The 12,536-nt window shown below is 65.2% G+C and carries 7 protein-coding genes; 3 read left to right on the top strand and 4 right to left on the bottom strand.

Annotation, left to right across the window (positions count from 1 at the left end):
* Positions 1–2: 2 nt before the first annotated feature.
* Entirely contained in the window at positions 3–1,031 is a 1,029-nt protein-coding gene (locus ACSYAO_RS19260; protein WP_049462006.1) for a hypothetical protein, read from the bottom strand.
* A 258-nt stretch (positions 1,032–1,289) separates the two neighbouring features.
* On the bottom strand, positions 1,290–4,124 hold the full coding sequence (locus ACSYAO_RS19255; RefSeq protein WP_032128574.1) for a TonB-dependent receptor: 2,835 nt from the start codon (positions 4,122–4,124) through the stop codon (positions 1,290–1,292).
* Positions 4,125–4,678: 554 nt separating this feature from the next.
* Between ACSYAO_RS19255 and ACSYAO_RS19250 the strand changes: the two genes are divergently transcribed.
* The gene (locus ACSYAO_RS19250; RefSeq protein ID WP_005419568.1) at positions 4,679–5,131 is read left to right on the top strand and encodes a PA2169 family four-helix-bundle protein; all 453 of its coding nucleotides are present in this window, start codon (positions 4,679–4,681) and stop codon (positions 5,129–5,131) included.
* 85 nt (positions 5,132–5,216) lie between these two features.
* On the opposite strand, the gene ACSYAO_RS19245 is transcribed toward ACSYAO_RS19250, so the two are convergent.
* Positions 5,217–6,707: an MFS transporter gene (locus ACSYAO_RS19245; protein WP_049461992.1), complete on the bottom strand. Its 1,491-nt coding sequence runs from the start codon at positions 6,705–6,707 to the stop codon at positions 5,217–5,219.
* A 107-nt stretch (positions 6,708–6,814) separates the two neighbouring features.
* Here ACSYAO_RS19245 and ACSYAO_RS19240 point away from each other — a divergent pair, with 107 nt between their 5' ends.
* The gene (locus ACSYAO_RS19240; protein ID WP_032128595.1) at positions 6,815–7,720 is read left to right on the top strand and encodes a LysR family transcriptional regulator; all 906 of its coding nucleotides are present in this window, start codon (positions 6,815–6,817) and stop codon (positions 7,718–7,720) included.
* Positions 7,721–7,918: 198 nt separating this feature from the next.
* Positions 7,919–9,106 (top strand): CmlA/FloR family chloramphenicol efflux MFS transporter, encoded by a 1,188-nt coding sequence (cml, locus tag ACSYAO_RS19235; protein WP_049461993.1) that lies wholly within the window; start codon positions 7,919–7,921, stop codon positions 9,104–9,106.
* A 66-nt stretch (positions 9,107–9,172) separates the two neighbouring features.
* On the opposite strand, the gene ACSYAO_RS19230 is transcribed toward cml, so the two are convergent.
* A complete protein-coding gene (locus ACSYAO_RS19230; protein WP_149908692.1) occupies positions 9,173–12,529 on the bottom strand; it encodes an autotransporter domain-containing protein in 3,357 nt (1,118 codons plus the stop codon).
* Positions 12,530–12,536 lie beyond the last annotated feature (7 nt).

Below are 12,536 nucleotides of genomic sequence, written 5' to 3'. Positions count from 1 at the left end.
GCTCATGCGGGATACGTGTCTCCGCTCAGCGCCTGTTCCACCCGCTGTTGCAGCGCGTCTGCATCATGGCCGCGTTTGCCCTGCAGGCTGAGATACAGCGAAAGCGGGTCCACCACATCGCCAATACTGGTGAATGCCGGCGGATAGGCCCAGATCTGCAGCCGTGCGCTCTGAAGGCAGTCCGGGCCGGGCATGGGAAGTGCGCCCAGCAACCGCCACGCATCGATGTGCAGTGCGCGGGTGCCACCGATCGGGGGCGGTGACGTTTCAGCAAGCGCATCGAGGCCGGCCGTCGGCGCCGGATGCCCCGCATCGCGGAGTGCCTCGGCGGTCGGGCCCCAGCAGACATCCACTTCCTTCAGGATGGGGGAACGCAGGAACGGCTGTGCCCTGGCCCAGACCTCGTCGCGGTTGCCGGCCAGCTTCAGGAAGCGCTCGCGGCCCCCGGTGGAGCGCTCGACCAGGCCGCGACCGACCAGTTCGGCAGACAGGCGCGACGCCGTCATCGAGGTGTAGCCGGCGACGGCACTGATCTCGCGCGGCGACCACCAGCGCGACTGGCCGCTCAGCAGCACGTGGATCAGTACGGCCTGCGCCGAAGGCAGCAGCGAGATGGCTTTCTTCTCATGATCGGGGTCGTCGCGGAACTCAATGGCCAGGCTCGGCGCGAACAACTGGGTGTGCGGGACCACGAAGTCGATGTGGTTCTCGACCAGGAAGCGGCGCTGGGTCGGCGTGAGATAGGGCGAGACGTACAGCACCAGTGCATTCGCTGCAGAGCGCAGGCAGCGCACATCCTGGATCACACGGGTGCTGGATTCGCCCGGCTCGCGGGCCACGGCGAGCATGGCGGGGGTTTCCCCGTACAGCATCAGCCCGGCGAGGTGGTAGCGCGATGCCATCGCGTGGGGAATGGCATGCAATGAAGCAAGTGGATGCACTGCCGAGGCGAGCCCGGGGAGAATCCTGCGCAGGTACCGCTGCGCGTCAGCGACCAGGTCGGTCAGGCCGGTGCGAACTGCCGTCGTCATCTCGTACTTCCCTTGCGGCGGCATGTCCGGAAGATCGGAACCCGGCCACACCGTCACATTCAGTGGTGAACCTGGAGACGGGTGTGCAGTGTCGGGGCGCGTGGCGATCCATGCGGTCCTGCTCCTTAGCCGTCATGACATCAAGTGTTGCCGGGAACCTTGGAGATTCCGTCGAAAAACGATGGAGATTGGGTGGAGGCGGTGTGCATCGTGGCCGGCGGACTCCCCTTCCGCCGGCCACGAGCACGGACCTGCCCGTCAGAAGCGCTGCGAGTACTTCACGTACACGGTGCGGCCGATATCGAAGCCGCCGTAATAGGGGAAGGAGCTGGACGGCTTGGAGAACATGATCGGGCCCTGGTGGTTGAACACGTTGTTCGAACCCAGCGCCACGGTGCCGTCCCACGGCAGCTTGTAGCTGACCTGGATATCGTGGAAGGCATTGGAACCGACCTTGCGCAGGGCATCCGGCTCACCGTAGGCGTAGCGGTCGGGCAGGGTGCACGGACGGTTCGGTACGCAGTTTTCAACCATGCCGGAGTAGTAGCGCACGGTGTACTGCGTACTGAAGTTGCCGAGCTGCCAGTTCACACCCAGGTTCGAGCGCAGGCGGGAAATTCCCGGCTGGCCGATCCGGCCCATCATGATCGTATCGCCGGCGGAGTTCTGGTTCTCCTCGTCGTACTTGGAGACATAGCTGTTCTGCAGGTCGATGGTGAAGCGGCCGAACGAGAACTCGGGCAGGCGGTAGCGGATACCCAGGTCCCAGCCTTCGGTTTCCATCGAGCCCAGATTGGCCAGACCGTAGAACATGCTGGTGATGTGGCCATCGCCAGCGCGCTTGACGCTGCCACAACGCGAAGCGTTGCCGAGCACGTAGCAGTCACGCAGGATGCGGTCGACGCTGTCCTGGATGATCATGTTGGTGATCTTGTAGCTGTACCAGTCGAGGTTGATGTCCAGCCCGTCCACCCAGCGCGGGCTCCAGACCACGCCCACGGTCTTGCTCTTGGACTCTTCCGGGCGCAGCTTCGGATCGGAGCCGGTGGTGAACTCGTCAGGCGTGGCGCACGGATAGCTGGCGCAGGGCTTCAGGCTCTGGTTCAGCTGCTGGTAGCCCAGCGGGACGCCGGCGGCGTTGCAGGCGGCATTGCCGTTGACGCTGTTGGTGGCGCCGATGCCGCACGGGTCGACATAGGTTTCGAAGCTGGTGCCCAGGCCGCCATACAGATCGGAGATGCTCGGTGCGCGGAAGCCTTCGGCGAAGGTGCCACGGATCATGAGCTCTTCGATCGGACGCCAGGCGAAGCTCGCCTTGGAGTTGGTGGTGCTGCCGAAGTTGCTGTAGTCGGAGTAGCGCGTAGCCAGGTTCACGGTCAGTTCCTTGGCGAACGGCAGGTCGCGCAGGATCGGCACGTTCACTTCGGCGAAGAACTCGTTGAGGCTGTAGTCACCGGCGGTGGTGGATGCGCCCAGTGCAGTGCTCTGGCGCGACTGGGCGAAGGCATCGGGCACGAAGCGGCCTTCTTCCTTGCGGTACTGATACCCCAGGGCGACGGACAGGTCACCGGCAGGCAGTTCGATCACCGGGCCGGAGATGTTGGCGAAGTAACTGCGGGTCTTGGTGATGCCGGTATCGTTGAACGTCGGGAACAAGAAGCGCTGCAGTTCGGGATCGGAGAGAGAGCCAGCCCCCGCGACCCCGAACGGCAGCAAAGGATTCCAGGCCAGGCAACCCGAGACCGGCGATGCCGCCGTGCCACACCGGGCCACACCGTTGGCATCGAGGTAGGAGGGCCCCAATGCCTGCCGGGAAGCGATCAGGCTCATGTCGCCACGGCCTGTTTTTGTAACTTCATTGCGGTTGAACAACGCGCCGACTTCCCAGTCGTACGTCTTGGTCCCCAGCTCGAAGTAGCCGGACAGACTGGGTGCAACCCGCAGCGACTTCAGCTTGCTTTCGGTCGTGCGCGGCACTTCCCACAGGCGGCGATTGAACGCGATGCCGTGGTCGAGCGGGTTGAATACGCTGGCCGCGTCCAGCGGCGTGCCGAACTTGGTCGATTGGTACGGGTAGCCCGCGATCTGCTGGTCGGTGGTGCGCTCGTTGTAGCCGATGTCGGCAGTGAACTTGATCTGGTCGGTCAGCGCGTAGTCCGTGCTCAGGAACAGCGAGCGGCGCTCGATGCCGGTCTGCAGGTGCATCTGGTCGTTGCCGTTGGCGAACTCGGCCGGTGTGATCGGGTGGTAGTCGTTCGGGTTCTTCGGATCGCCGCCACGATTGAGGGTCTTGAATACGGCATCACCGGTATTGCACTTGTAGAGCGCCGGGTCGCACCAGGAACCGTTCTGGCTGATGTTGCTCCAGTCCGCGCCCGGGTAGTTGGGGCCGGCGCCACCGTACCGGGAGAACTCGCGGTCGCGGGCAAACACCGGGTCTGACTTCTGATATTCCAGTGCGAGCGTGTACCCGCCACGCTCCCCACGGGCGCCGGTGACCAGCGAGAACGTGCTGTCCTTGCCATCGCCCTGGCTGAACTGCCCGTGCTGCATGGACACTTCCAGGCCTTCGTAGTTCTTGCGGGTGATGATGTTGACCACGCCAGCGATTGCATCCGAGCCGTACAGCGAGGAGGCGCCGTCCTTCAGCACGTCGATGCGTTCCACCGCGCTCATCGGAATCTGGCTGAGATCCTGCAGGCCGCTGGTGGTGGCGCCGAGCCGCTTGCCGTTGACCAGAACCAGGGTGCGCGTGGCACCCAGATTGCGGATGTTGACGTAGTAGCCACCAACGTTCTCGCCGGACGCCAACGCGCGCGCACGCGAAATGGTCGGCGCGCCGGTGGATGTCAGGTTCTGCAGCAGGTCGGCGATGGTGGTGAAGCCCTGCTGCTCGATCATCGCGCGGGTGATGGCGATGATCGGCTGCTGCGTTTCGATATCCACGCTGCGGATGGCCGAACCGGTAACCTGGATGCGATCGAGGTTCTTCGGTGTTTTATCGCTGTCATCCTGCGCATGCGCGGCCGGTGACCAGGCAGCGGCCAAGGCCGTGCCCACTGCCAGGGAAAGCAGGGTGTACTTGTAGTGCATTTGGCTCTCTCCAAATCCAGTTGAATGGGTTTCCGCATCGCTGCGTGGAAACCGATCTGAAATCCCGCTGTGCGGAATCGGAAGGAACCTAACACTCCGCTTACAACTCGATTACGTTATGGACGCGTTATCGTCGCGCGCCGGATACAGCGTTCATGCACAGGCCATGCACGAAACCGCGACGCGCACCAAGGGTGCTCTGCTTCAGTCTGGCTGCGGGCTGATGACAGACTCCAGGAGACATCCGATGAATACCCCCGGCAAACCAAGACCCACGTGGAAGCAGTGGCATGTGCTGTTGCTGGTGCTTGCCATCGCACTGTTGGTGACGCTGATCATCGTCATCGCGCCATGGTGAATCGTCGGCGTTCTGCTCAGGTACCGTGAACGCGGAAATGCGACGGGATGAAGGAGTCAGGGCGCGTTGAGGGTGGTGATGCATGCATCAATTCGTACTCACCCAATCGGCACATTCAAACCTCCACAGTGGTCCCGAAGGCAACGCACTCGCGCTGTCATTCTCCATAGACCATCGAGCACACAGGAGCGATTCCATGAGCACCCAGTCCACCATCGAACACCGCCTCAACGACCTGATCGAGATTGCCCGTGATGGCAAGTCGTTCTACGAGGAAGCTGCGACCAAGGTGAAGGATGCCGAACTGTCGGCCCTGTTCACTCGTATTGCCGGCGTCAAGGGCCGCATCGTCGCCGCACTGAGTGGCTCCGTTGCTGCCAGCGGTGGCAAGCCGGCCGAGCACGGCACCGTGGTCGGTTCGATGCAGCAGTTCTATGGCAAGGTCCGCGCTGCATTCGGCGACACCAACTATGGTTACGTGGCCGAGCTGGAAGAGTCCGAAGACCGGCTGCTTGGCGCGTTCAAGGACGTGCTGAAGGATAACGAACTGCCGCCGGCCGTGCGCCAGGAAGTCACCCAGCTTCTGCCTGAAGTGCAGGAGTGCCATAACGTGATGCGCGCTCGCAAGCACGCCATGAAGGCGGCCTGACGATCATCGGCGGCCTTCTCCCCGGGGCCGCCACGGTCGGGGCAGCGTGGCTGCCCCGGCCATCTTTGCAACCAGCGCTCCAACATCATCGCCGCGTGGTGCTACGGCCCAGCAGCAACACCGCAAGGCTGGCCAGCAGCGCGGCGATGGCCGACGTCCACAGTGCACTGGCAAATCCATGGCTGTAGATCGCCTGTGCGAAGGCGGCGGTGCGCGCATCGGCGAAGGTGCCGGTAGCGATCGCATCGGCCATGGGCAGTACGTTGCGCGCGGGAACCGCCGCGGACAGTGCGCTGCGGATGCCCAGGCTCAAGGCACTGGACAGTACGGTGAATCCGAGCAGGATGCCGACAAAGCGCGTGGTCGCGCTGATGCCGGAGGCCATGCCGGCGCGCTCGCGCGGTGCCGCGCCGATGATGGCTTTGGATGTCTCGCCATTGAGGATGCCGCCGCCGGCACCGATCACCACCATTGCGACGAGTGCCAGCCACGGCAGGTGCTGCCACGCGGCCAGTCCGGCCACGGCATTGCCCGCGGCGGTGACCGACAACCCGATCGCCAGCACCGCCGGACTGGTCAGATGACGACCGAGCCGCCGGCCCACGCTGGGAAACAGCAGCATCGCCGCAGCGAACGGAAGCATGCCAGCACCGGCAGCCAGTACGCTCAGGTCGATGCCGTTCTGCAGGTACTGCGGCAGCATCGATGCCATCACCTGTGCGCTGACCGAATAGCCGACCATGGCAATGAGTGCGCCGACGAAACGCGGACTGGCCAGCAGCCCGAGATCGACCATGGGATGTGACCGTGCCCGTTCAACGATGACGAAGGCAACAGCCATGATGACGGCCAGGCCCAGCCCAATCAGCGCCGGGGCCGATGTCCATCCTTCTGCCAGTCCTTCCACCAGGAAGAACACGATGCCGAAGATGGCAGCGCTGAACGTGATGATGCCGGGTGGATCGAGCGGGCGGACCACGCTGTCTGACGACTCGGGTATCCAGCGCAGCGTGCCGTAGCCGAGCAGGCCCAGGAACGGCAGGATCGCGACGAACACCGCGCGCCAGCCCCAGAGTGCGGACAGCACGCCGCCGATCAGCGGTGAGAGCACCATCATCACGCCCATGGCTGTGCCCCAGAACGCCCATGCGGTGTCCTTGGCGGCCCCCTCGTGGTACGTGTGGCCGATGATCGACAGCGAGGGTGCCAGCAGAAAGGCTGCACCAATGCCCTGCAGAGCCCGCGCCAGGTAGAGCAGGGCAGCACCGGGCGCCAGTGCGCAGAGCAGAGAGGTGAGGGCGAACAGGCTGATGCCGATCAGCAGCACCCGGCGGCGGCCGTAGCGGTCGGCGACCGCACCGGCGGGCAGCAGAAGTGAGGTGAAGGACAGGATGTAGGCACTGATCACCCACTCGATATCCGCGAATCCGGCGTGCAGGTCACGTGCGATGCTGGGCAATGCGACCGCGACGGCATTGGTCTCCAGCACGGTCATCGTGCAGCCCAGCGAGGCCACCAGCAGGACCGAGTCAGGCAGCGTGTGCCGTGCAGGCGAAGGGGGAGGAGAGGGCGGCACCGGTCACTCGCAGGAAGGGGAGGACGGCCATTCCATCAATGATCGGTGTTTGTTTCATTCTCGGTGTTTTCTGGTTACGTTAGCTTGAACCTAACGAAATGCCGCCCATGGAACGCCGTCACCTGGAGTACTTCGTCACCCTGGCCGAGGAGCTGCACTTCGGTCGTGCGGCCCTGCGCCTGGGAATTGCCACTCCCACGCTGAGCGTGCAGATCCAGGACATCGAGCGTCGGCTTGGCACGCGCCTGTTCGACCGCGGCCGGCGCGAGGTGCTGCTGACCTCGGCAGGCGAGGTGTTCCTGGCGGAAGCCCGCGATGTGCTGCGCCGGTTCGAACAGGCTGAAACCCTGGGCCGGCGCGCGGGGCGGGGTGAGATCGGCAAGATCGAGATCGGTTACGTCGGCTCGGCGCTGTATGCCGGAGCATTGCAGGATCAGCTCAGCCGGTTCCGCAGCCGCTACCCGGGCGTGGAACTGCAGGTGAGCGAATGGCCGATGGGCGAGCTCCCGCAGCTGCTGCAGGAAGGACGGGTGGATGTGGTGTTCTGCCGGCCTCCGATGGATGTGCCCGACAGTTTCGGCGAACACACCCTGGTCGAAGACCAGTTCTGCGTGGCCCTGCCGGAAACCCATCCGCTGGCGCAGGCCCGGTCGCCGGTGCAGCCGGCGTCATTGGCCCGGGAGGGTTTCGTCATGCCGGAGCAGCCGGTGGGCGCAATGGAAGTCGGGCGCCGCGGCGGGTTCATTCCACGTATCCGTTCCCAGCCCGGGCATCTGGCGGCGGTGTTGGCCGAGGTGTCGGTCGGCGTTGGTTCGGTGGCGATCGTGCCATCGGTACTGCAACGCACGCTGGTGCTGCCCGGAATGATCTATCTGCCACTGGCGGGCCCCACCATCGTCTCGACCATCGCTGTGCAGTACCGGCGGGCAGAGACTTCGCCAGTGGTGCGGCGGCTGATCGAGCAGGTGAAGGAGACACCGTGCAGGCGCATCGACATGTTGCCCCTGGCCTGAGCGCCGCGCGGCAGGTGGACGATTGCTACACTGGTGCCACCTGCATTCGCATTCGATGGACACCATGAACAACGGGAACGGTCCGCAGACAGTTCGCTGAGCCGCAACAACGATGCAGACGTTGTTGCGGTGATCATCCCTGCGATGCACGCGAATTGGATGGATCACCGCCGGATTCACTCTGGGCGGAGACTCCCCATGTTCAATCGACAGGCCCCGCGTTGGGCCCACCCGCTGCCATCGGCCATTGTGCTGATGGCGCCGTTCGACCTCCTGGCCTCGCTGGCCATGGACATCTATCTTCCTGTGGTGCCGATGATGCCGCAGGCATTGCAGACATCACCGACGCTGGTGCAGCTCACCTTGAGCATCTACCTGCTGGTACTTGGCCTCGGCCAGTTGCTGTTCGGCCCGTTGTCCGACCGCATCGGGCGGCGGCCGGTCCTGTTGCTGGGGGCGTTGCTGTTCGCGCTTTCGTCGTTCGCGCTGGCCATGTCCAGCAGCGGCGCAGCATTCCTGGCCTGGCGAGGCGTGCAGGCGGTGGGAGCGTCGGCGGCACTGGTGGCGACCTTTGCCACGGTGCGTGATGTGTATGCTGATACAGCCGAAGGCGCGTCGCTGTACGGGCTGTTTGCCTCGATGCTGGCCTTCGTGCCGGCGCTGGGACCGATCCTCGGCGCGCTGCTGGCAGGCGCCTTCGGCTGGCGCGCGATCTTCGTTCTGCTCGGCGTACTGGGCATGATCGCCGGCATGCGCGCGGTACGGCATTGGCAGGAAACCCGCCCGCAGTGCCGGGACGCGTCGCGACCCGCGCTACGACGCATCCTCGGCAGCGGCGCGTTCTGGGTCTACACGCTGGGCTTCAGTGCGGGCATGGGCACGTTCTTCGTGTTCTTCTCGGTCGCGCCCCGGCTGCTGGTCGGGCGCATGCAGTACTCGCCGCTGTCGTTCAGCCTGGCCTTCGCCACGGTGGCGCTGGTGATGATCGTCACGGCGCGGATGGCGAACGTGTGCATTGCCCGCTGGAACGCGCGCGGTACCTTCCTGCGTGGCCTGTGGGTGATGGTGGCCGGCGTACTGCTGATGGCGTTGGCCGCAGCGTGGCCTCCCTCGTTCGTCGGAGTGGTGCTGCCCATGTGGGGCATCGCGGTGGGGCTGGTGATGGTGGTTTCGGTGGCTGCAAGCGGCGCGCTGCGTGATTTCGCCGATGCGTCAGGTACGGCGGTGGCCCTGTACTACGCCGTGCAGAGCCTGATCGTGGCAGGCATCGGCACGCTGGTTACCCTCGTGCTGCCCGGCGATACCGTGTGGCCGCTGGTGGCCTATGGGTTGCTGTTGCCACTTGCCAGCCTGGCAGGTGCCGCCGCGCTGCGGCATCGCGCATAACGCTGGGTGGCGGGCAAAAAAGGGGGCGGCCGCAAGGCCGCCCCAACCCGTCAAGAGAGCACGTGTTTAGAAGCGCACAGACCAGCGTGCGGTGGCGCCATGGTCGCGGCTTTCACTGCCGAACTGGCCGCTGTAGCCCAGCTCCAGCTGCTGCCGCGGGGTCAGCCATGCCGACAGGCCCAGCTCGGCCACCATGGCGTTGTCGGCAATTGGTGCGCCCTCGACCGCGAAGGTGCTGCTGCTGTTGGCGAAAGCCAGGTTGGCCACCTGGCTGCGGTCGCCAGAGGCGCGGCGATAGCCCACGCCACCGCGCAGGTGCAGCCAGCTGTCCTGCTGGAACGAGGCCTTCAGGCCCTTGTCGAAGCGCAGGCCAGCGGTGGCGATGGTGGTGCCGGTGTCGTCCACCTTGCCGTGCAGTGCGGCCGCGCCGCCACGCTCGTTGATCTGCTTCAGGTCCACTTCCACGCGGGCGACCTGCAGGTACGGCTCCAGTCCGCCTTCCGCATTGCCGAAGCGGTAGCCCGCTTCGATGAAGGCCTGGCGCGTACGTGCGTTGTAGCGCGCGCTGAGGCTGTCGCTGAAGCCGGCGAAGGCAACATCACGCGTGCTCTTCACTTCGTTGCGGCTCCATGCCACGCCACCACGCAGGCCGAAGCCGCCCCAGGTGTGGCTGGCATAGGCGCCGAAGTGCGTGTTGTCGATCTTCGACTTGGCACGACGCTCCTGCTGCTTCACGTCGGTGCGGCCTGTACCGGCCAGCACGCCGATCTGCCAGCCACCGAACTCGCGGTCGATGCCGACCAGCAGGCCGTTGCTGTTGGCGTCGGTGCGCGCGGTGTTGCTGTTGCCATCCAGCTTGCTGTTGCCGCCCAGTGCCTGCACCCAGGCGCCGGTGGCATCACCCGCATCGGCACCGGGTGCGGTGGCACCGGCACGACGTGACAGTGCGGCATCGCGCACATAGCGGCTGCCCTCGAGCAGGGCCAGCGCCGTGGCCGGATGCAGCTCGCCGCTGAGGCCATCGAGCACGCCACCCACCTGTTGCGGGAACAGTTGGGTCAGCGGCTTGGGCAGGCCCTGGTTGATCGCCAGTCCATCGGCCACCGCCGCGGCCGCACGCTGGTTCGGCGTGGTGGCGGCGCTGGCGAGCGAGGCACCCCGGGTCACGTCGATGCGGGTGCCATTGGCGCCGTAGGCCAGGCTGAACTGCAGGAACGGCGAGAACGCGCTGAAGTCGGTTTTCGCGAACTGGCCGCTGACACCGCCGTCGGCGCGGATGAAATTGAACTGCTCGCCGAGGTAGTAGGTACCCGGCTCCGGCAGTGCGACCAGGGTGCCGCCGAGAGTGGCGGTGCCGGTTACGTGCAACTGGTCACTGCGGCCGCCCGGGGCAAGTTCGGCGGCATAGACGCCGGTTGCGCCCTGCACGTAGTTGCCGTTGATGGTCAGCGTGCCGATCGAATTGCCGGGCGCGATGATGCCGTCCACACGGGTGTTGCCCAGCGTGCCGATGCCCTTCAGCAGGCCGTTGGCACCGACCGTGGTGGTGCCGCCGGTCTGCGTGCCGTTGAAGGACACCACGCCACCGTTGACCGTCAGGTTGCTGTCCTTCAGCAGGCCGCTGCTGCTGACCGTGCTCACGCCTCCGGTGGTGTTCAGGGCGGTGGAGACCAGCGAACCGTTGAGCAGGAACTGGCCACCCTGGACTTCGACCGCTGACGTGAGTGTGTTGGTGCCGTTCAATTCCAGCGTGCCGTCCTGCAGTACTGCGCCGTTGAAGGTGTTGCCACCACTCAGGCGCAGCCAGCCGATGCCGGACTTGGTCAGCTTGCCGGGGCCGCCGATGTCGTTGGTCCAGTCATCCCAGGCATCGCCTTCCCACACCTTCAGGCCACCGGCCTTCTGGTTCATTACCACGTTGGTGTCCACGCGCAGCGAGCCGTAGCCTTCGATGGCCTTGCGCAGGTCGACCATGCCCCAGCCGTAGATCGGATCGATGCCTGCTGCACCCAGGTCGCGTGCGGTGGTCAGCAACACGTCGCGGACCTGGGCGTTGTCCAGATAGGGGAAGCGCTCCATCAGCAGGCCGAGCGCGCCGGTGATGTGTGGCGCCGCCATCGACGTGCCCGTCTTGGTGCCATAGACGTACTGGGTGCTCTCGCTGTCGATGATCAGGCGGACATAGGCGGAAGTGTTCTCGACGCGACCCTGGATATCACCGGACACAATGGTGCTCAGGATGTCGGTGCCCGGTGCCGAGATGCACCAGTTGGCGGCAACGCCGCAGATGCTGGAACTGCCATCGATCACGTAGTCGGTTTCGCCCGCAGCAGCGTTGGGCCGGCGGACGTTGGCCACGGCCAGCCAGTACGGTTCAAGTTCCGGCTTCCAGCGCGGCATGGCGGCCGTGATTCCGGCGACGGCGCCACTGCCGTTACCAGCCGACCACACCTGGATGAGGGTGGAGGAGGGGGCATCGCCATCGTTGGCGTAGATGCTGCCATACACGCCGTAGCCGTCACCGATCGCTGCATACTGTGCATCCAGCGCGGCAGCAGTCATGTTGCGGGTAGAGATACCCCAGCTGTGGTTGATGGCGCGCACGCCCTGCGCCTGGATCTGCGCATACATATCCAAGGTAGCGGTGTCATCGGGATCGGTGCGATATAGCGCGCGCGGACGATAGAAGTTGTCCGGATCCAGGCGCCACTCATAGTAGGTATCACCAAACACACGGGCTGCGGTCAGGTTCGAACCGAATGCTACGCCATGCATGCCTTTGCCATCGCGGTTGGCACCGATGGTACCCAGCACGTGGGTGCCGTGGTCGGCGTAGCTGAAGCCATAGGGCTGGCCTGCCGCGATCAGGCGTGCGGCCAGTGCGGCGGGAACGCCGGGGCCAAGGCCGTAGTAGTTGTAGCCTGGCTGCTCGCCACGGGTTTGTTCGCAGGCACCGGTACCGGCCACCACGCCTGGCGTGGCGCAGTCCGCGCCGATGGTGATGCTGGACGTATTGCGCCCCGCAAATTCCTGATGGGCCAGTGCCGAGCCCGAATCGAACAGGGCAAGACGTACGCCCTGGCCGGTCAGTCCACGTGCATAGGCGTAATCGGCCCCCATCGCACCCAGCCCCCAGTCAGCGTTGAATTCATCGCTGCGCCAACTGGCTGCATCGCCGGGGTTGCCGAGAACGGACGTGTTGGCCGCCGCTGGCGTGGTGGCCGTCGGTGCTGCGGACGCGCCGACGCCTGGTTGCGCCCAGGCCGCCTGCAACTGGCGCTGTTGTTGCCAGACCTCGAATGAGTCGTTGGCCATGGCGGGCAACGTGCTGGCAAGCAGCAATGTGCTGGTGACCGCCAGCGCGAGGCGGCTGTGCAGGGGAGAACGGGAGTGGGACGAACGGCCGTGCAGCGGGTGATTCATCGGACAA

Source organism: Stenotrophomonas sp. STK16_22, assembly GCF_051984505.1.
Lineage (GTDB): Bacteria > Pseudomonadota > Gammaproteobacteria > Xanthomonadales > Xanthomonadaceae > Stenotrophomonas > Stenotrophomonas maltophilia_A.
This window is presented reverse-complemented; position numbering and strand designations above follow the sequence as displayed.